Annotated in this window: 18 protein-coding genes; 5 read left to right on the plus strand and 13 right to left on the minus strand. The window is 67.6% G+C overall.

Annotation, left to right across the window (positions count from 1 at the left end; all coding sequences use genetic code 11):
- The first annotated feature begins 81 nt into the window (after positions 1-81).
- Complete coding sequence (locus WT53_RS26880; protein ID WP_060262320.1) at positions 82-1,011, plus strand: 2-hydroxyacid dehydrogenase; 930 nt, start codon at positions 82-84, stop codon at positions 1,009-1,011.
- A 37-nt stretch (positions 1,012-1,048) separates the two neighbouring features.
- Here the strand turns inward: WT53_RS26880 and WT53_RS26885 are convergent, their stop codons facing one another.
- From WT53_RS26885 to WT53_RS26895, 3 genes are all read right to left on the minus strand, one after another.
- Positions 1,049-2,152 carry a methyltransferase type 12 gene (locus tag WT53_RS26885; protein WP_156447908.1) on the minus strand — a complete coding sequence of 368 codons (1,104 nt, stop codon included), beginning with the start codon at positions 2,150-2,152 and terminating at the stop codon, positions 1,049-1,051.
- Positions 2,153-2,196: 44 nt separating this feature from the next.
- On the minus strand, positions 2,197-3,159 hold the full coding sequence (locus tag WT53_RS26890) for a cyclopropane-fatty-acyl-phospholipid synthase family protein (protein ID WP_060262324.1): 963 nt from the start codon (positions 3,157-3,159) through the stop codon (positions 2,197-2,199).
- A 493-nt stretch (positions 3,160-3,652) separates the two neighbouring features.
- Positions 3,653-5,608, minus strand: coding sequence for a Xaa-Pro dipeptidyl-peptidase (locus tag WT53_RS26895; RefSeq protein ID WP_060262326.1), 1,956 nt, complete (start codon positions 5,606-5,608; stop codon positions 3,653-3,655).
- A gap of 561 nt (positions 5,609-6,169) precedes the next feature.
- On the opposite strand from WT53_RS26895, the gene WT53_RS26900 reads away from it, so the two are divergent.
- The gene (locus WT53_RS26900) at positions 6,170-6,982 is read left to right on the plus strand and encodes a hypothetical protein (protein ID WP_060262329.1); all 813 of its coding nucleotides are present in this window, start codon (positions 6,170-6,172) and stop codon (positions 6,980-6,982) included.
- Between the two features lie 17 nt (positions 6,983-6,999).
- On the opposite strand, the gene WT53_RS26905 is transcribed toward WT53_RS26900, so the two are convergent.
- From WT53_RS26905 to WT53_RS26920, 4 genes are all read right to left on the minus strand, one after another.
- The gene (locus tag WT53_RS26905) at positions 7,000-8,268 is read right to left on the minus strand and encodes a lipoprotein-releasing ABC transporter permease subunit (protein WP_082727536.1); all 1,269 of its coding nucleotides are present in this window, start codon (positions 8,266-8,268) and stop codon (positions 7,000-7,002) included.
- Positions 8,269-8,653: 385 nt separating this feature from the next.
- Positions 8,654-10,060: a methyl-accepting chemotaxis protein gene (locus WT53_RS26910; RefSeq protein WP_060262331.1), complete on the minus strand. Its 1,407-nt coding sequence runs from the start codon at positions 10,058-10,060 to the stop codon at positions 8,654-8,656.
- Between the two features lie 238 nt (positions 10,061-10,298).
- The gene (locus WT53_RS26915) at positions 10,299-10,766 is read right to left on the minus strand and encodes a porin (protein ID WP_257127880.1); all 468 of its coding nucleotides are present in this window, start codon (positions 10,764-10,766) and stop codon (positions 10,299-10,301) included.
- A gap of 252 nt (positions 10,767-11,018) precedes the next feature.
- Positions 11,019-11,357 (minus strand): helix-turn-helix transcriptional regulator, encoded by a 339-nt coding sequence (locus tag WT53_RS26920; protein WP_034204222.1) that lies wholly within the window; start codon positions 11,355-11,357, stop codon positions 11,019-11,021.
- A gap of 78 nt (positions 11,358-11,435) precedes the next feature.
- On the opposite strand from WT53_RS26920, the gene WT53_RS26925 reads away from it, so the two are divergent.
- Entirely contained in the window at positions 11,436-12,335 is a 900-nt protein-coding gene (locus tag WT53_RS26925; protein WP_060262333.1) for a hypothetical protein, read from the plus strand.
- Positions 12,336-12,542: 207 nt separating this feature from the next.
- The gene (locus WT53_RS26930) at positions 12,543-12,773 is read left to right on the plus strand and encodes a hypothetical protein (RefSeq protein WP_034204224.1); all 231 of its coding nucleotides are present in this window, start codon (positions 12,543-12,545) and stop codon (positions 12,771-12,773) included.
- A gap of 156 nt (positions 12,774-12,929) precedes the next feature.
- Here the strand turns inward: WT53_RS26930 and WT53_RS26935 are convergent, their stop codons facing one another.
- The 4 genes from WT53_RS26935 to WT53_RS26950 form a co-directional block, all read right to left on the minus strand.
- Positions 12,930-13,796, minus strand: coding sequence for an alpha/beta hydrolase family protein (locus WT53_RS26935; RefSeq protein WP_179949052.1), 867 nt, complete (start codon positions 13,794-13,796; stop codon positions 12,930-12,932).
- A 108-nt stretch (positions 13,797-13,904) separates the two neighbouring features.
- Positions 13,905-14,645, minus strand: coding sequence for an alpha/beta fold hydrolase (locus WT53_RS26940; RefSeq protein ID WP_060262338.1), 741 nt, complete (start codon positions 14,643-14,645; stop codon positions 13,905-13,907).
- Positions 14,642-15,448 (minus strand): DinB family protein, encoded by an 807-nt coding sequence (locus WT53_RS26945; protein ID WP_034204227.1) that lies wholly within the window; start codon positions 15,446-15,448, stop codon positions 14,642-14,644. The genes WT53_RS26940 and WT53_RS26945 overlap by 4 nt, the downstream gene beginning before the upstream one ends.
- 76 nt (positions 15,449-15,524) lie before the next feature.
- Positions 15,525-15,914 (minus strand): YciI family protein, encoded by a 390-nt coding sequence (locus WT53_RS26950; protein ID WP_034206113.1) that lies wholly within the window; start codon positions 15,912-15,914, stop codon positions 15,525-15,527.
- A gap of 228 nt (positions 15,915-16,142) precedes the next feature.
- Here WT53_RS26950 and WT53_RS26955 point away from each other — a divergent pair, with 228 nt between their 5' ends.
- Complete coding sequence (locus tag WT53_RS26955) at positions 16,143-16,373, plus strand: hypothetical protein (protein WP_034204228.1); 231 nt, start codon at positions 16,143-16,145, stop codon at positions 16,371-16,373.
- A gap of 162 nt (positions 16,374-16,535) precedes the next feature.
- Here the strand turns inward: WT53_RS26955 and WT53_RS26960 are convergent, their stop codons facing one another.
- Positions 16,536-17,960: an MFS transporter gene (locus WT53_RS26960; protein ID WP_034204229.1), complete on the minus strand. Its 1,425-nt coding sequence runs from the start codon at positions 17,958-17,960 to the stop codon at positions 16,536-16,538.
- 161 nt (positions 17,961-18,121) lie between these two features.
- Positions 18,122-18,892, minus strand: a complete 771-nt coding sequence (locus tag WT53_RS26965) for an ABC transporter permease (protein WP_034204230.1) — start codon at positions 18,890-18,892, stop codon at positions 18,122-18,124.
- Positions 18,893-18,896: the final 4 nt, after the last annotated feature.

Here is an 18,896-nt window from a genome sequence, read left to right on the forward strand (position 1 = left end):
AGCCGGTGTGGGGATAACCCGCACCCGTCATGCGGGCTTGTTACACTGAAATTCGTTCCCCGCCTGCGGACATTTGCTGACATGAAGCCCGAGCTGCTGGTCCTCATCGCGTTGCGCGGCGACGCGCATCGCGAGATCGCCGCGTCGTTCGACGTGCGTTACGCCCCGACGCCCGACGAGCGCGAACGCGCGATCGCCGCACACGGCAGCACGATTCGCGCGGTGCTGACCAACGGCAGCACGGGGTTGACCGCCGCCGAGATCGACCGGCTGCCGCAGCTCACGTTCGTCAGCGCGCTCGGCGCGGGCTACGAGCACATCGATGTCGCGCACGCGAAGGCGCGCGGCATCGTCGTGGTCACGGGCGCCGGCACCAACGACGACTGCGTCGCCGATCACGCGTTCGCGCTGCTGCTCGCGGCGGTGCGCAACGTCGTGCAGCTCGATGCGAAAACCCGCGCGGGCGTGTGGCGCGACGGGCTGCCGATGCCGCCGAACGTGTCGGGCAAGAAGCTCGGCATCGTCGGGCTCGGCAAGATCGGCGAGAAATGCGCGCGCCGCGCGGCTGGCTTCGACATCGAGATCGGCTATCACAACCGGTCGGAGAAGCCGGGGCCATACCGCTATTTCGACCGGATCGACGCACTCGCGCAGTGGGCCGATTTCCTGATCGTCGCGACGCCGGGCGGCGCGGGCACGCGGCACCTGATCGATCGCACCGTGCTCGACGCGCTCGGCCCCGGCGGCTTTCTCGTCAACGTGTCGCGCGGCAGCGTTGTCGATACCGCTGCTTTGGCGGACGTGCTGCGCGAACGACGCATCGCGGGGGCGGGGCTCGACGTGTACGAAGGCGAACCGGAGCCGCCGCGTGCGCTGACGGATCTCGACAGCGTCGTGCTGACGCCGCACATGGGCGGCTGGTCGCCCGAGGCGCTCGATCGTTCGGTGCGGCAGTTTCTCGACAACGCGACGCGGCATTTCGCCGGGCAGCCGGTGTTGACGCCGGTGTAGGCGGCTCTCGGCGGTGCCGGCGCGAAACGAGGCCGGATCAGCTCGCGGGGCGGCCGCCTGCCAGGTCCGCAGCCGCCACTTCGTCGGTGGACGGTAGCGGCCGAATGGTCACCTCGCCCGAAATGAACCTTTTTCCCTTGAAATCCCGGCCGTGGTAGCGCGTGCTGATCGCGTGAAATTCGGCGTTGCCGGACGCCAGATGCTCCAGCTCGGTCACGTATGCACGCACGTCCGCGTCCTGTCCGAGCGGGCCGGCGAGGACGCGCTCGCGCGCGGCGATCAGGTTGCGCTCGTTCTCGGCAACCAGCGTGGCGAGCTTGTTCAACGCGTCCTGCAGCGTCAGGCCTTCGCGGTACATCAGCAACCAGACGGAATTGACCGAATCCGCGATGTGAATCTCCTTGCGGAACGAGTACGGGTCGTTGACGAGCGTAATCGAATCGATCGCGGCCGTTCTCATTTCCGCCAGCGACCGGTCGGCGATCAGGTGGTCGGTCATGTCCACGTCGATCGCGTACTCGGTCATGAGGGCCGCCCATTCCCCGTAATTGTCGATGCGCCGCATCTCCAGATACGCGTCGAACGTGAGCTCGTCCATCTTCAATGCCAACGGATCCGTCTGCCTGACGATCAACGTACGAAGCGATTCCTCCAGCCGTCGCCAGACGCGGGGTTTCGACGCCAGCTGTTCCTTGATGGGCAGCAGCCCCTCATACAGCAACTGCGCGATCGGCGCGCTGTCCGGCGGGCGGACGCCGGCGATCGCGTCGAAGTAATGCTGTCGCAACGTCGAACGCCGGTGCGCCTGGTCCAGCATGTCGGGGTTGGTGATGGTGTCGTCGATCAGCGTGGTGATGCTCATCATCCGCTCCAGATCGTAGATCCTGTCGTTCCGGGTGTGCGGATAGCACAGGCCGCCGAACGACGGCATGCTTTGCGCCAGATAATGTTCGACGGCCTTCTGGCTGCCGTAGTACGCGAGGATGTACGGGCTGTCCGTGAGCGCGATCCGGCGTTCCGCCTCGTCGTGATGCGGATGCCACATGGGCTTCAACTGCAGATGGAAGTCCGGGTGGAAGATTTTTTCCCCGGGCTTCGGCAGGCCGGGGAGATCGCGAACGAAGTTGGGAATCTCTTTCATGGCGGGTTCTCGGGCTGGAGGTCGGGCGGCCTGCAAGGGCACCTTCATCGATCGCGCTTGAGCACGAAGCTGTAGATCGACACGTGGCGCTTCACGATGGCGACGGCCAGGCTCTCGCACATCACGCGCAGTTCTTCCAGCGCGCCGACGGCACCCCCCGGAAAATGGCGCTCGATGTTCTCCTGCACGCTCAGCAGCCATCGTGTCGCGTCCATCCGGTTCGGCAGGATTCTCATGTCGTGGACGCGAAAGCCGCTTTGCTCGAACACCTGGCGCAGATACGCCGGCGTCTTGCGATACTTGCATGCCAGCCTGTCGACCAGATCGGGCGTATCGGAGCGGTATGCCTGGAGGTCGACGTTATACAAGTTGTCCGAAATGACGACCGTTCCGTTCGCGGACAGCCGTTGCCGCAATTTGGCCATCACGATTTCGAAAAGATCGTAGGGGAAATGGGAAATCACCCCGCGCATGATCGCAAGATCGTAGAGGTGCTCGACATCCGGGAGCAAATCGATATCCAGCGCATTACACCGGAACAGGTTGATCCTGTCGGACAAGGCGCGCGTGGCATTGACTTCGGCGCAGTATGCGAGCTGGCGTTCGCTGATGTTGATGCCGTCCAGGCGACGACAGTCGGGAAACCGTTCGGACAGATCCCGCAGCACCGTTCCCCAGCCGCACCCGATGTCGAGTACCCGGTCGATGCGCGGGCGGCCGGGCGAGTCCAGGCCGGCGAGCTTCAATTGCAGCTCGAAATATCTGAGGCCGGATTCGTCGAGGTCGATCGGTTCCGGCGATCGGGCAGGGTCGTAGATACCGAACTGGAACCACAGGCGCTCGCCGATCGCGCTGCTCCAGCTTTCCGGGTCGTCCTGGTAGGCCAATGCGACCCGCGCCTCATAGTCGTTTCGTTCCCGGCCTCGTATCGACGCGAATGGCTTGCCCGCGCGGCCACTCAATGGCGATCCCGATCCGACGGCGGTTTCCGTGCTGATAGTGTTCATTGCCATTCTCCGAGGCTGGCGCGACGTCATGCACGTGGTGGCCGGACTACCGTGTCCGGCCAGTCCGGTTGCGGCTGAATTGCGATTGCGTGATTGAAACTGGCGCATCCATTTCTTCGATCGATATGGCGAATCGGTGATACCCCATTCCAAAAAGAACAAACGATCGCCATGGGCCGCGACGCCGGCAATTGCCGGTCGGGCTGGAAACGGTAGACGGTATGCAGGTAAAGGGAATCCCCGGGGGCGACCGGTTACGAATGTCCGGATTATCGATTTTCAAATCTAGTCGATCGGATTTCGATGTCAAGCGACGGAATTCGTTTCGTTTTTTGATTTAAAGCGTCGCTTGGTTCATGAAATGCGGAATGATTATTCCGGCGCGTCTTTTTTTCGGGAAAACAGAAAATCGGACCGGACGAACGACATGATCCGGGATGCCGGCGTACCGGCATCCCGGATCAGTTCAACGCGGTACTGCCGCCGCCGCGGCTCAGGAGGCCGCGATCGGCACCGTCACCGACGTGCCGGCCGGATCGAGCGTCAAACCCGTGCCGGGCGTCGGCCGCAGCGTCGCCTCGTAGTCGCTGGAGAGGACGACGAGTCCCAGCCGGTGGCCGGCTTCCAGCTTGTAGTCGCGCGGCATGAAGGTCAGCTTCAGGTCGTACGGCATGCCGGGCAGCACGGGTTGCGACACCCACTCGGACAATCGGTTGCGCGGGTCGGTCCACGCACGCGTGACGATCGTCGCCGTGCCGTCCGGTGCGCGGTCGACCAGCAGCGCCGTCACGTTCGCGACATCCGTGAAGGTCAGCCTGACGCGCGCGGTCGCGGCGCCGGAGAGGCGCGCCGCGGCCGTCAGCGGGGCCGTCTCGAAGCGGCTGCGGTTTTCGCCCGTCGGCGTATTCGCCAGCGTGAGCGCGGGAATGCGCGCATCGTCGGTGAAGCGTACGAGCGGGCCGCCGCTCGGCAGCCGCAGCAGCGTGCCGGTGGTTGCGCCGTCGCCGCCCGCGAAGTACGTGACCGGCGTGGCGTGCCGCGCGGCCCAGTCGGCTTCCTTCAGCAGCGTGCCGTCCGCTTGCGCGATCACCGCGCGCGGATCGCGTTCGACGCCGTTGTCATAGCCGATCAGGTAGCGCGTGAACCACCGGTTCACCTCCGCGGTCCATGCGTCGGCCATCGCCGGCACACGGGTCGGATCGGTGTGTTTCAGGCGATGCAGCCACAGCTGGGTCGGCACGCCCTGGCGTCGCATCGCCAGATACCACGACGTCGACTGGTCGACGCGCACGTTGTCGTCGGTGAGCCCCTGCGCGACGAGCGCCGGTGCGACCGCGAACGCGGTCGGAATGTCGCGCGCGGCCCAGAACGGCGAATAGTCGCCGGTCTTGCGGTCTTCCTGCTGCAGCGCTTCGTCGATCAGGTGCGTGCAGCGCTCCGGATGCGCGTTCGTCAGCAGCGCCTTGATGTACACGTCGACATCCTCGCCCTGGTAGCCTTCCGGCGCGCGCACGAGGCCGCCCGAGCGGTAGTAGCCGTACATGTTCGACAGCCCGGCGATCGGCACGATCGCGTCGAGCCCGCGCGTGCGCAGGCTCGCGACCATCTTCGGCAGCGTGCCGTCGTACGACACGCCGTACATGCCGACGTGGCCGGTCGACCAGTTCGCGACGACCGTCTTGCCGTTCGCGTCCTTCGCGGTCGCGTCGCGGCCGAGCCAGCGGATCACCGACGCCATCGCGACCGATTCGTCGCGCGTCAGGATCGTCGGGCAGCCGTCCGAGCCGGCGGTGCCGAGCGAATCCGCATAGACGATCGTGAAGCCGCGCGGCACGAAGTAGCTTTCGATCCACGAGCGGCCGGCGGCGGCCGCCTCGACCTGCTGCAGCATCCGCGATTGCGGCGCGGCGGCCAGGATGCGGGTGGACGCCGAGGCTGCGGCGCCGGCCGTCGCGGCCGGATGCGGCGTGCCGTCGAGTTCGACGTCGACGTCGTGGTCGGGGCTGTCGGCGAGCCCCGCGTAATACGGGCTCGCAAGCACGATGACGGGCGTGCGCGCGCCGTTCGCGGTCTCGGACGGCCGCACGATGCGCACGTGGATGCGGTCGCGCGTGCCGTCGCCGTCGGAGTCGACCGGCGTGTCGACCCACGCGTGCTCCTCGATCGTGCCGCCCGACAGCGACGGCTGCACCTGGCCGTTGCTGATCACCGGCTTGTAGCGTCCGTTGCTCGCGGGATTCGCGTAGGGAACGCCGGACGGCGAAAAGTGCGACGCGAGCGATTGCGTATCGGCCGTATCGGCCGCGGCGGCGGCCCCCTCCCGTTGGCCCTGCGCGAGCGCTGACACGCCCGCCACGCTGCCGTCGTCGCCGCCGCACGCGGCGAGCGTCGCGGCCGCCACGAGCGCGGGCAGCCATGCGCGCCGCACTCCGGTTCGATGAATGTTCATTGAATCGACCTCGTCTCTTGTGTTTGTCTGGAACCGGCCGGCTCGCGATACGCCCCCTGCGGCCTGGCCGGGTGCTGCGTCGGATGAAGCGGAACTGCACCATCGAACAACGACGGGCGAGACGTACGGGACGCTCGCCCGATGCCGGCGCGCGTCAGGCGACGCGCAGCCGGCCGGCGTCGAGGCGAGCGCATCGCCCCGAACGGAAATCGTCAGTGCGGCGGTTCGCTGCGAACGCCGTGAATAAAGGAGTGCGAATCGAATGCGGGCATGCCCGGGCTTCCTTCAGGTTTCGGATGAAACGGAACGGCACGATGCAATGAGGCGGGAATGTTGCGAACGACGGTGCTGCAACGGCAGGAAAGCGCGACGCGAGCCGCGCACGCTGGCCGGATTGCTTTCCGGAAGCTTGCGCAAAAGTTATCGCAGTGAAATGTCCGTGTCAAACTTTTTTAGTTCATGTCAAACAAAGTTTCGATCCGCGCGCGGGACGCGGCCTCAACTTCCGCGAAATCCCTCCGTAAACAGTGAAAAACTTGCTGAAAAACGAGAGAGAGGGCAATGACGATTCCGGTCACGGCGGCGGGCGGCCTGACGCTCGCGCAAATGGCGCAGGCGGCGCCCGATGGGCGCCGGACAACGGACACGACCGCGTCCGGCGCGTCGCAAGACGAGCCGATGAGCATCCGCGCGATCGACCCGGAGGCGATGCAGGCGGCGATGACGAAACAGTTGTCGATGGTGGGCGACCTGTCGATGAAGCTGCGCGGCGTGACCGACGCGCTCGCGACGAGCCTGCAGGACATCGTCGCGAAGCGCCCCGATCTGGCCGATGCGCAGTTCGACTTCACGACCGACAACGGCCGGATCAAGGTCGTGTCGGAGACGCTGACGGACAGCGACCGCGCGTGGGTCGAATCGACGCTGAACGCGAACGCCGGCCTCGTGCTCGCGACGCGCGATTTTCACGAGCAGGCCGTCGACCTCGCCGCGCAACGCGCGGCCGTGCGCGGCGACACGTTCACGGACACCGATCGCGCGGCGGCGAGCCGGGGCGCCGATGCGCGCTTTCACTTCATGAGCCTGCTCAACCGGTCGGTCGCGGACAACCCGCCGCCCGTGCCGCCCGGCGGACACTTCACCACGCAGGACGGCGCGCTGCTGAAGATCGCGCCCTCGGCCGGCAGCGCGCGCGGCACGCTGGCGCTGCTGAACACCGCGCGCCAGTTGTCGTCGGGCACGGCGATTTTCGTCGACGCGTCCGGCAACGTGTCCTACGGCATGCGCACGGAGCTCGTCAACGTCGGCTTCGACGTGCTCGCCGACTACGCGCCGGACGGCGGCAACAGCATCGGCTTCCACGAGATCGCGTAATGCCGCGCCGCTCGCGCCTATTCGTCGCGCAGCGCCTCGGCCGGCCGCACCCGCGCGGCGCGCCAGCTCGGGTACAGGGTCGCGACGCACGACATCAGGAACGCGGCCGACGCGATCTCGATCACGTCGATCGCCGACAGCTTCGACGGCAGCGCGCTGAGGAAATACACGGACGGCGTCAGGAAGCGGATGCCGAGCCACTGCTCGATCGCCGGCAGCACCACCGGGATGCTCACCGCGATCGCACAGCCGAGCGCGACGCCCGCCAGCGTGCCGGCGAGGCCGATCGTCATCCCCTGGATCGCGAAGATCTTCATGATCGAGCGGGGCGGCGCGCCGAGCGTGCGCAGGATCGCGATGTCGCCCTGCTTCTGCGTGACCGTCATCACGAGCGACGACACGAGGTTGAACGCGGCGACCGCGACGATCAGCATCAGGATCAGCGACAGCATCCGTTTCTGCAGCCGCTCGGCTTCGAACCACGTGCGGTTCTGCCGCGTCCAGTCGCGGATGTACAGGTTGCCCGACAGCGTGCGCGACAGCGCGAGCGCGATCTCCGGCGCACGCTGCAGATCGTCGACGCGCAGCCGGATGCCGGTCGGCGCGCTCACGTTGGCCAGTTGCTGCGCGTCGCGGATGTGGATGTACGCGAGCGCGCTGTCGTACTGGTAGTGGCCCGATTCGAACGTGCCGACCACGTTGAACTGGCGGAACCGCGGCAGCGCGTCGCCCGGGCGCGCGGTGTTGCCCGGTGCGAAGAACGTGACGCGGTCGCCGATCTTCGCGTGCAGCGCGTCGGCGAGCGCGGCGCCGAGCACGATGCCCATCTCGCCCGGCACGAGCGCGTCGAGGCGCCCCGTCTTCAGCTTGCGCGCGATCTCGGACACGCGCGGCTCGAGCACGGGATCGATGCCGCGCAGCGCGACGCCCGTCACGTTGCCCGCGTTCGTCAGCAGCGCCTGCGCGTCGACATAGGGCGCGACGGCACGCACCGCGCCGTTCTGTAACGATTCGTGCGCGGTCAGCCGCCAGTCGGGCATCGAGCCGGACGGCGAGAAGATTTCCACGTGCGCGAGCACCGCCAGCATCCGGTCGCGCACCTCGGTGCGAAAGCCGTTCATCACCGACAGCACGACGATCAGCGCGGCCACGCCAAGCGCGATGCCGGCCATCGCGGCGCCGGCGATGAACGACACGAAGCCGTCGCCGGCCGAGCGCCGGCCGCCGCGCGCGTAGCGCAGCCCGATCTGCCATTCGAACGGGAGTTTCAAGCGGTTTCCTTTCATTTCGATTCAATCCTGCCGAGCCGCGCATTCTAGCGAACGCGGCGCGAGCGCGTGCAGAGGGCGGATGGCGGTCGGAAACCCGTGAATATCCGTCCGACCGGGCGGGCGTCGGCGTGGCGAGCCGGCTCGCCGATATTTCCATCGTTTCGGGTCTGGTCGGTAATGGCGCCCAGCATCCGGTCGGCCGTCGAACGTGCCCGTGTACTGGAAGATCGGCACGTCGTGGTCGTTCCGCGATGCATGGACGGCCGACGTGCTCGGCCCGTACGTACTGGCAGCCGCGCACGGCCGTCAGTTATACGGTGCGGGGCGTCGACGATCACGGGCGCAGCGACCAGCGGCCGCTGGGGTGGGGCTGAAGCAGTAGGCGCGGCCCGGCGCCGATTCAGACGCTGTAGCCGATCCGCAGCACACCCCATGGCCGGCCGCCGACGACGATCGGCGCGGACACGTCCTTCATCAGCACGAACTGGCCGTTGCCCATGTCGCGCCGATAGGTCTGCAACAGGAACGGCTTGTTATGCGATACCGACATGCGCGCCGTGCGGTCCGTGTAGATCCGGCGGTTCCGGCAATTCGCCGCGTTCCAGGCGGCGTCCGCGCGCTGGGGCAGCGAAAACTTCCGGTTGTGGGTCGGCAGGTAGCACTGGCGGTCGAAGCTCGCGCAATAGACGACGCGGTCGTCCATGTCGAGCACCGGCTCCTGGATGGCGGGCAGCACGCGATCGGTGAACGCCGTGAAGCGCGTCATGAACTGCTGCGGGTCGGTGCCGGGAATCGGTTCGTAGTGCGTATCGAAGAGCGCGTCGAGCGCGATATCGCCGCGGGCGACCGCGTCCTCGAACAACTTGCCGATCGCGGCGGCCGTGCGCCGCGCGGTGTCGATCAGGCGCGTGTCGGGCGATTCGATGCCGGTCGCGGCCGTGAGCTCGATCAGCGTCTCGGAAACGGAGAGCAGATTGCCGAGCCGGTCCTTGGCCTGCGAGAAGTTGTCGGCGGAGTTCTCGACGCCGGACGCCATCTCGCCCACCTGCTCGTCGAGGCGGTGGCACTGCGTCTCGATCTCGTCCGTCAGCGACGCGATCTGTTCGGCCTCGCCGGCGAGCTCGGTGATCGCGTGGCCGGTCGCGTGCACGACCTCGCCGATCGTACGCGTGCCCTCGCGCACGCGATGCGCGCGGGCGGCGTTGTCGGTGCCTTCCGCGATCAGGTGTTCGGTCTGTTCGGCGAGCCGCGCGAGAGTCGTCTCGATCTGGGCCGTCGCCTGCCCGGTCTTCGCGGACAGGTTCTTGACCTCGGCCGCGACGACCGCGAAGCTGCGTCCCGATTCGCCGGCGCGCGCGGCCTCGATCGCGGCGTTCAGCGCGAGCAGGTGAGTCTGTCGCGCGATGACGGAGATTTCCTCGGACACGGCCCGCACGTGATCGAGCGCGTCGCGCAGCGCGCCCATCTGGTCGCCGATCGTGGTGACGCCCTCGACGAGCCCGTGAATGTCGGCGAGCGATGCCTCGATCGTCTGCTGCGACTGCCGAACCGCATTCGACGCATTGGCGCTGACGTCGCGCACCTGCTGCGCGGCCTCGGCGATCCGGTGGTTGCCGCGCAGCGTGAGCGCGGCCGATTCGCGCAGCGTATGGCACACCTGCGCCTGCCGGGCGACGCGGGCCGCGACTTCCTCGACGTGGCCCGACACGTCGCAGATCTCGATGCCGAGCCTGCCGGCCTGTTCGGCGATGTCGCCGACGAGCGCGCGCGACGAACGGCGGCCGCGGCCGATTCCGAAGAGGTTCACGTTGGTGGGTCTCCTTGAGGGCATGCGCGCCGGGTTCCCGGCGGAGGTTGCGCGTGCGTTCCTGACTTGACGGCCGCACGGCCGCGGACTTGAGGTCGGGTAAACATCGAGATCGGCATGCCGGATGGGCGGACCGTTGCCGGGTGGGATGCGTTCGCGTCACGTTTCCGTGGCGCCGCCGCCGCGACGCGGAGCCGGGCGGGCGGCGCGCGGCGACCGCCCGTGCGCAGGCGCTGCGTCAGAACACGTGGTGGATGCCGGCGTTGACGCCGACCGTCGTGCCCGGCAACCCGTACAACGCGCCGCCCGTGATGCCGAGGCCCGTATTCATCGCACCGTGGTTGTTGACCACGCCAACCTGCGCGTACAGGCCCGTTCGTTTCGACAGGCTGTAGTCGGCGCCGATCGCGGCAAGCAGCGAATGATTGTGCGAATCGTTGCGGTCGGTCGTGTACCACGCGCCGGTGTTCAGGTCGAGGGCCGGCGTGACGCGATAGTCGAGGCCGGCGCTGTATACGTCGTTGCTGAACGAGCCGGCGACCTTGTAGCGCGTGAACGACGCCTTGCCGGTCACCGGCCCGAACGTATAGGCGGTGCCGATCGCGGCGTGCGACGGCTGACGGCGTACGGCCACGGACAGTGACAGGGCGAGCGACACAGCGCGACGCGACGGATATCGGGACGATTGATACGCAGTCCTCTTCATACCCTTGGCGACGCGCGATTTGCGCGTGCGAGGACGGCTGAAGGCCGGACGAGGGACCGATGCGGCAGGCCGGATGGTCGCCGTGCGTGTCGCGACCGGCAGCGGCTGTCCGCACCTCGATGCCGGGGCGCGCGATGCGGTGCCGGCGAGCCGCTGCGCGACGCACGCGGCACAAACGGTGCGCCGTCGCCGATTCGGGCGCGCGCACCGATCACGTTCAATCTCGACGAATGACCGCGCACGTCGGCGACATCACCCGTCGTCGGCCTTCGCCTGCAAATCCTTCAGCCCTTGAATCACGACCAGCAGCGCCCGGCCGTGCTCGTCCGAGCCGTCCCACGCGTCGACGATCGCGTCGCGCAGCAGTTCGTTGTACCGGCGGCGCGACGGCTCCGTATCGACACCATAGAAACTGCATAGCTTGTTGAATGGCGCGCTGCGGCGCAGCCGGCGCCCGTTCGACAGCCGAAGGCGCGATACGGTTGGCTGGCTGACCCCGGAAAGTCGCGCGATTTCGCTGGACGAGCGTGTATCCGCCATCAAGCGGCGCAACAGGTCTTGAACGGGAAAATCTTGGTCCGGGGCTTCCATGCGATGCATTATACCTATACAGTTACGGCTGTTGAATGGGCTTGCTGTCGACAGCGAGGCTGTATCCCGAGAAAGTTGATGACACTGAAACACCTCCCACCCACGTTCTGCTGGACCAAGATCGGTACCGAGTCCGGCGAGGAACTGCCGGCCGTCGTGCTCCGCAAGGAATGGGAGCGCCGGCTCGGGGGCGGGCGCTTTCTGTGGGGCATCAACCAGCCGCTCGGCAGCAGCGCGCAAGTCGCCGCGCATCGCACGGGTTCGCTGCTCGCGCTGTTTTCGCCGGTCGCGTCGCGCCCGCGCGCGGGCGAGCGCAAGGACGCGCTGCTGTGGAATGCGTGGATCGACGCAAGCGGGCAGGTGCGGCCTTTGCCGCCGCACACGTTCATCGCCAGCCGTTCGACGTTGCCGTCGGGCCGGCGCCGCGAGCAGCACTACGCGCTCGTGTGCGCATCGTCCACCGCGCTGACGGTCGGCACGCAGTTGCGCGTGTTTCCCGACCACCTGCGCAGCGTGAGCACCGGCAGGCCGCTGGGCGCCGCGCAGGGCGCGGCCGTGGTCGACTGCATCGGGCGTGCGAAGGAGCAGACGGGCAAGAGCTATCCGCTCGCGCTGTCGGTGGAGCTCGAAGCGCCGTATTTCGTGCGGCTCGCGCAGCCGTGCGTGCTGAAGGCGCGCGATCTCGCGGAAGTGAGCAAGGCCACGCGCGCAGGCGATTTCGATCGCTTCGTCGAGCTGGTCGCGCGCTTGCGCGGCCGTTCGCCGACGGACGCCGTGCGCGGCGTCACGCGCGATCTGTTCGATGTGCCGCCGATCGAAACGGCGGCCGCGTATGTGGCGCCCGCGCATGTCGCGCGCATGCGCAACCGGCCGGCGGCCGAGCATCCGCGCGATCTCACCGGCGATCTGTTCGACCTGTCGCCGGGCGAGGCAGCCGCATTCGCCGGGCTCGCCCATCCGCGCATCGGGCGCGCGTGACGCCACGCGCGAAATCGTTCGCGCAAGAATTTGTTGCAATCTCGCCGTAGCGGATCGGCGAACGCGGAGCGACAATCGGCACGAAGCGCGCGGTGCCGCGGCCGATACGTCGCCACGCGACGGGGCGTGGTTCACGCCGCCGACATGCGTACCACGCACACTGAGCGTCGGCGTGCTTCACACTGCAATCCTGAGGGAGGAGTGTCGATGTCGACCCACATCTGTTCGCGGGAAGCGCGAGCCGCACAACGCTTCGTCGAAGCGACGCGCAACGTGGATCAGGCGTTTCGCGCGGTGCGCGGCGAAAGCGACGACGACGGCTCGTCGGCCGAATACGCACGCGCGATGTCGCGTCTCGATCGCGCGCTCGACGAGCTGGCGCGTGCACAGGAATTCTTCGATCGCATCGTCGGCGCGAGCGCCGCGCAGGACAACTGACGGCTCCGGCGTTGCGCTTTTTCGCGCGTCGAGCGACGCGCATTCATCTTTTTGCCGGGCGCGCGTGCCCGGCATGCCGGTTCGTCATCCCGTTTCGATTTCCGTGTCGGGCCTTGCAGCCTGCGGCCGGATAGCCGCTGCAAGGGGAGTCGTGCGTCAGCCCGCGCGCGTCGTGCCCGGCACGGCACGGGACGCGTAGCCTCGATGCTGGAACGACATCGCGAAGAACCGCATCTGGTAGCGGATCGCATTCGCCCAGTAATCCCACGTATGGCCGCCCGGCCGCTCCGCATAATCGTGCGGCACGCCGAGCGCGACGAGCCGTTCATGCAGCGTGCGGTTCGAGCCGACGAATGCATCATCGCGGCCGCAATCGATCGTCAGGTCGAGATGTGCGCGCACGAATGCCCGCGCGCTTTCGACGATCACGTTGCGATTCCAGAACGACGGATGGCGATCGGGATCGCCGAACACGTGGGCGATCCCCGGCTCGTCCGTGCAACAGCGCGGATCGACCGCGCCGCTGATGCTGCCGACCGCGCCGAAGGTATCGGGCCGGTCGAGCGCGATGCGCAGTGCGCCGAAGCCGCCCATGCTGAGCCCGGTGATCGCGCGCGCGTGCTGGGCCGCGATCGTGCGGAAATGCAGGTCGACATAGGACACGACTTCGTCGCCGACGAAGGTTTCGTAGCGGCTGCCCGAATCGAACGGGCTGTCGATGTACCAGCTTTCGTGTCCGCCGTCGGGCATCACGAGGATCACGCGATAGCGGTCGGCCAGCGCGGCGATGTGCGTGTTCGACGTCCAGTCGGTATGGTCGCCGCCCGAGCCGTGCAGCAGATAGACGACGGGGTAACGTTCGCCGTGGTTGTCGCGCGCGTAATCGTCGGGCAGCACGATGGTGGCCTTCAGCGTCTCGCTCATCGCGGCGCTCGGGATCGCGACGACCCGCGCATGGAAGGCGAAAGCAGGGCTCGTGACGGCGAGCAGCAGAAGCAGCCAGAAGGTACGTGCCAGGCGCATCGATCCTTGCATGTGTCGACCCAGTCCGGCCGGAGGCCGGGAAAACCCTGTTCCGGCGACTCTAGCAACCGCGCCTTTCAACCATATTTCGGCGAATCCTACGGGTTGTCAGGCGGACGGCTTGCATACGATGCGCGCGAGGGCGGCGCGCAACGCATCGGGCTGCTCGGCCGCGATCAGGTGCCCGCTGTCGGCGATCGTGTCGAAGCCGGCGCAGCGTGCGAGCGCGTGTGCGGGCACGTGCCAGCCGGCGCGCGAGCGTTCGCCGGCGATCAGCCAGACGGGGTGACGCTCGAACACCTGCGCGAGCGCAGGCAGGTAGCCCGCGGCGCCGGTCGTCTCGACCACCGAGCGGCCCATCGCCCGCAGCGTCGATGCCGGCTGATGCGCGAGCCAGCGGCGTGCATCGTCGAGCTGGCGCGGCGACGGTGCGTCGATCGCGCCGCGCAGCCAGTCGAGCGGCGCTGCGCGCAGCCCGTCGAGCATCGCATCGGCTTCGCCGGGCGTCATGCGGCCGACCGATGCCGACCAGAACGCATCGTCGAGCGTGAAATTGCCTTCGACGTTGACGATGCGCCGCACGCGTTCGGGGTGCGCCCGCGCGAACAGCATCGCGATCGCGCCGCCGACCGAATGGCCGACGACATCGACCGGCTGCATGCCGAAGGACGCATCGACGGTTTGCCGCACGTGCTCGACCTGCGCGGCAAGCGAGATCGCGTCGGGCGGCGTGGCGCGATGCGCGCCGTAGCCGAGCAGGTCGGGGCAGAGATGCGGGCCGTTCCATCCGCGCACGTCGAACGTGCCGATGAAACCGTGAATGAAGACGACGGGCGTGGACGGGATCATGCGGCGTGCATCGAAGGAAGCGGTGGCAATTCGAGTTCGGCGAGCAGTTCGTCGAGTTCGAGCGCGTGCGTGCGGTCGTGGTCGAGCAGCTCGCGCACGAGTTCGTCGAGCGACATGCGGCGGATGCCGTCGCGCAGCCCGCAGCGTGCGAGTTGCGACGGTTCCAGCGCGGCCGCGGTGGCGCACAGCGCGGCGCGGCCGCGGCCGAACGCCGCCACCGCGAGATCGAGCGGCTGCGCGAGATAGTCGCGTTGCGCGGCGAGCGCGGTGCCGTCGACGGATTCGATCGCGGGCAGCTCGGCCGTGCGCACGGCGTCGATGCGCGCGGCGAACACCGCATCGAGATCGCGCAGGTGGCATGCATGTTCGACGAGCGAGAAGCCGGTGCCGGCCGGGCGGCGCACGGCCAGCGCCGCCGGCACATGCGCCGCATAGGCGGCGAGCCGGGCCGGCATGCGCGCCAGCGCGGCGACGACGTCGGCGAACGGTAGCCGCTGCGGGTACGCGCTGAATACCGCGCCATAGCTGAACGGCGCACCGCCGAGCCGCCCGCGCGCCTGCACGACTTCATGGCCGTGGCGGCGCATGACGTCGGCGACCATCGCGCCGCAGAACTGGCGGGCCGTCGTGTCGGCTTCGACTTCGGGGAAGGTGCGCACGATCTCGTCCTGGATCGCGCCGATCGCGGCGACGCCGACACGCGACAGCGCCGCGAACTCGAGATAGCGCTCGGGCCGATCGATCAACGCTTCGAGCTGGGCGCCGAGCGCGGTCGAGCGGAAACGGTCGAAACGGGAATGCATGACGGAGCCCTGTCGAGTAACGTGTCAAAACGATACGTTACTCGACAGGGCTCCGTCAATGGGTACGTTTTTGCGCTTAAGGCTTCTGCAGCCCGGGGGTGAATGCGGGGCTGAAATCCTCGGCCTCGAACAGCGGGCGGATCTCGATATCGGAGTCGCCGGGCATCGGGTTCGGGCAGCGCTTCACCCATTCGACGGCTTCCTCCATCGATTTCACCCGCCACACCCAGTAGCCGGCGACGAGTTCCTTCGTTTCGGCGAACGGGCCGTCGATCACCGTGCGGCTCTTGCCGGAAAAGTGCACGCGCTTGCCGTGGCTGCTCGGGCGCAACCCGTCGGCCGCGAGCAGGATGCCGGCTTTCATCAGTTCCTCGTTGAACTGGCCCATCGCGCCCAGCATGTCGGGGTCGGGCATTCGGCCGGATTCGGAATCGGCGGTGGCTTTGACGATGACCATGACGCGCATTGTCGTATCTCCTCGAACGTGAATAGTGAATAGGGCGCTTGCCGGCGGTGCGACGGCAAAACGATCGGTTACGACGATACGACGCGCGACGGCGACGCGAATCGACATCGCGAGCGAAAAATTGTTCACGCGCGATCGAAGCGGTGGGGAGCGCGGCGCGGCCGCTGTCACGGAGTGCATCGGCAAAACTGGTATGCTGGCCCGCATCACGTGTACGTGGAGGGTGCCATGGCTGCCAAGGAAGTCTCGAAGAAGAAGTACCTGAAAATCCTGAACAAACGCCTGCGTGCGGAGCCGGCGGCCCCGGCCGGCGCGTCGTTCGTCTTTTTCCCGCTGGGCGCGAAGGCGAAGCATGCGACGGGCGTCGTGTCCGGCGACGCGCGCAGCAAGCGTGAACTGGCCGTGATGGCCGCGATCCAGCGCAAGGCGGCCGAAGAATTCATCGTCGCCGACGCCTGACCGGCCGCGGCCGCGCCGCTGCCGGATGACCGCCGCCGCGCGTTACGCGGCGGCGGCTTCGCAATGGGCGATCGCGCCGGCGAGCACGCGCGATTCATGCAGCCCGCCGGGCGGCACCGAACGCTCGCCTGCCCGAAACGGCGCAAAAACCGACCGCCGCGATCAGGACGCCTCGTCCGCCGCCGTCGCCGGATACCGGCCGCTGCCGCCCGTCTCGTCGCCTGCCGCCAGTTGCTCCAGCGCGAGCCCCTTCGTCTCGATCCCGAGCGTCCAGACGGCGACGGCCGCCGCGACGAACGACAGCGCACCGAGCGTGAACACGCCGCCCTGACCGAACACCGGCAACACGACGCCGACCACGTAAGGCCCGATCAGCGAGCCGATCCGGCCGATCGCCGACGCGAAGCCCGAACCCGTCGCGCGTGCGCCGGTGCCGTACAGTTCGGGCGTGTACGTGTACAGCGCCGCCCACATCCCGAACAGGAAGAACTGCATCGCGAGGCCCGTGACGATCAGCAGCGTCGTGCTGCCGCCGTACAGCGCGCTCTGGCCGTACGCGTACGCCATCGCGCCGCCGCCGATCAGCGATGCGATGCAGGTCGGCTTGCGGCCCCAGCGTTCGACTAGCCACGCGGCGCACAGGAAGCCCGGCACGCCGCCGAGCGAGATCAGCACCGTGTAGAACACCGATTTCGTGACTTCGAAGCCGGCCTGCTGCAGCAGTGCGCCGAGCCACGACGTGAGGCCGTAGAAGCCGAGCAGCGCGAAGAACCACAGCAGCCATACCATCACCGTGCGGCGGCGGTACACGCCGCTCCAGATCTCGCGCCATGCGCCGCGGCCACGGGCGACGGCCGGCTCCGCGAGCCGCGACGGCGGCGGCAGCGTCGCGACGCCGGCCGAGCGCATCACCTTTGCCTCGATCGACTGCATCACCGCGTCGGCTTGCGCGTGCCGGCCCGCATGTTCGAGCCAGCGCGGCGATTCCGGCACGATACGGCGCACGACGAGCACGAACACGGCCGGAATCGCGAGCAGCGCGAACACGGTGCGCCAGCCGAATTGCGGCAGCACGAAATACGCGACGATGCCGGCCGTGATGAAGCCGAGCGGCCAGAAGCCGTCCATCAGCGCGATCAGGCGGCCGCGCTTCTCGGTCGGCACGAATTCGGACAGCAGCGTCTGCGCGACCGGAAACTCCATGCCCATCCCGATGCCGAGCAGCACGCGATAGACGATCAGCGCGTCGACGCTCTGTGCGGTCGAGCACAGGTACGACGCGGCGCCCCACAGCACCATGCTCCACTGGAAAACGGGCCGGCGGCCGAAGCGGTCGGCGAGCAGGCCGGCGACGGCCGCGCCGAGCACCATCCCGAAGAAGCTCGCGCTCGCGACGAGGCCGGCGGCCGCGGTCGACAGCCCGAACTCCTTGCGGATCGAGCCGAGCACGAACGTCATCGTGCCGAGGTCGACCGAATCGAAGAAGAACGCGATCGCGATGATGAAGAAGATGCGCTTGTGATAGCCGGAGAACGGCAGGCGTTCGAGCCGGGCGGCGGCGGAGGCGGAAGCGGTGGCGGCGGGCATGGCGTCCTCTGAAATGAAAAGGGGGCCGCGCAGCGCATGCTCCAGGGCCCCGATGCTTCGTATTCAGTAGACGCGACCACAAACTGCCGCATCAGAGGAAAAGCGCCGCCTGCTTGCCCAAATGCGTCATCGGCGGGCGGCGCGCGTGACGCCGGCCGTCGTCAATTCTTCAGTTTGTAGCCGGTGCGGAACATCCACGCGACGATCGCGAGCAGGATCACGAGGAACAGCGCGGTCGCGGCGAGACTGATCCACACGTGCACGTCGGCGATCCCGTAGAACGACCAGCGGAAGCCGCTGATCAGGTAGACGATCGGATTGAACAGCGTGATCACGCGCCACGCGGGCGGCAGCATGTCGACCGAATAGAAGCTGCCGCCGAGGAACGTGAGCGGCGTGATGATCAGCAGCGGCACGAGCTGCAGTTTCTCGAAGCTGTCGGCCCAGATGCCGATCACGAAGCCGAACAGGCTGAACGTGACGGCCGTCAGCACCAGGAACAGCACCATCCAGAACGGATGCAGGATGTGCAGCGGCACGAACAGGCCGGCCGTGGCGAGGATGATCACGCCGAGCAGGATCGACTTCGACGCGGCCGCGCCGACGTACGCGATCACGATTTCCCAGTACGACACGGGTGCGGACAGGATCTCGTAGATCGTCCCGGTGAAGCGCGGGAAGTAGATGCCGAACGACGCGTTCGAGATGCTCTGCGACAGCAGCGACAGCATCACGAGGCCCGGCACGATGAACGACCCGTAGCCGATGCCGTTCACGTCGCTGATGCGCGAGCCGATCGCCGAGCCGAACACGACGAAATACAGCGACGTCGAGATCACCGGCGCGATGATGCTCTGCATCAGCGTACGGCGCGTGCGGGCCATTTCTGCGCGATAGATCGCGCGGATGCCGTGAAAATTCCAGTTCGCCATGTGC

The organism is Burkholderia sp. MSMB2157WGS (genome assembly GCF_001532755.1).
In the GTDB taxonomy this organism is placed as follows: domain Bacteria; phylum Pseudomonadota; class Gammaproteobacteria; order Burkholderiales; family Burkholderiaceae; genus Burkholderia.

Bases quoted from the DNA above. Each gene is read 5' to 3' on its own strand.
- WT53_RS26880 (WP_060262320.1), top strand. From the start codon at position 82: ATGAAGCCCGAGCTGCTGGTCCTCATCGCGTTGCGCGGCGACGCGCAT.
- WT53_RS26885 (WP_156447908.1), bottom strand. From the start codon at position 2,152: ATGAAAGAGATTCCCAACTTCGTTCGCGATCTCCCCGGCCTGCCGAAG.
- WT53_RS26890 (WP_060262324.1), bottom strand. From the start codon at position 3,159: ATGAACACTATCAGCACGGAAACCGCCGTCGGATCGGGATCGCCATTG.
- WT53_RS26895 (WP_060262326.1), bottom strand. From the start codon at position 5,608: ATGAACATTCATCGAACCGGAGTGCGGCGCGCATGGCTGCCCGCGCTC.
- WT53_RS26900 (WP_060262329.1), top strand. From the start codon at position 6,170: ATGACGATTCCGGTCACGGCGGCGGGCGGCCTGACGCTCGCGCAAATG.
- WT53_RS26905 (WP_082727536.1), bottom strand. From the start codon at position 8,268: ATGAAAGGAAACCGCTTGAAACTCCCGTTCGAATGGCAGATCGGGCTG.
- WT53_RS26915 (WP_257127880.1), bottom strand. From the start codon at position 10,766: ATGAAGAGGACTGCGTATCAATCGTCCCGATATCCGTCGCGTCGCGCT.
- WT53_RS26920 (WP_034204222.1), bottom strand. From the start codon at position 11,357: ATGGAAGCCCCGGACCAAGATTTTCCCGTTCAAGACCTGTTGCGCCGC.
- WT53_RS26925 (WP_060262333.1), top strand. From the start codon at position 11,436: ATGACACTGAAACACCTCCCACCCACGTTCTGCTGGACCAAGATCGGT.
- WT53_RS26930 (WP_034204224.1), top strand. From the start codon at position 12,543: ATGTCGACCCACATCTGTTCGCGGGAAGCGCGAGCCGCACAACGCTTC.
- WT53_RS26935 (WP_179949052.1), bottom strand. From the start codon at position 13,796: ATGCGCCTGGCACGTACCTTCTGGCTGCTTCTGCTGCTCGCCGTCACG.
- WT53_RS26940 (WP_060262338.1), bottom strand. From the start codon at position 14,645: ATGATCCCGTCCACGCCCGTCGTCTTCATTCACGGTTTCATCGGCACG.
- WT53_RS26945 (WP_034204227.1), bottom strand. From the start codon at position 15,448: ATGCATTCCCGTTTCGACCGTTTCCGCTCGACCGCGCTCGGCGCCCAG.
- WT53_RS26950 (WP_034206113.1), bottom strand. From the start codon at position 15,914: ATGCGCGTCATGGTCATCGTCAAAGCCACCGCCGATTCCGAATCCGGC.
- WT53_RS26955 (WP_034204228.1), top strand. From the start codon at position 16,143: ATGGCTGCCAAGGAAGTCTCGAAGAAGAAGTACCTGAAAATCCTGAAC.
- WT53_RS26960 (WP_034204229.1), bottom strand. From the start codon at position 17,960: ATGCCCGCCGCCACCGCTTCCGCCTCCGCCGCCGCCCGGCTCGAACGC.
- WT53_RS26965 (WP_034204230.1), bottom strand. From the start codon at position 18,892: ATGGCGAACTGGAATTTTCACGGCATCCGCGCGATCTATCGCGCAGAA.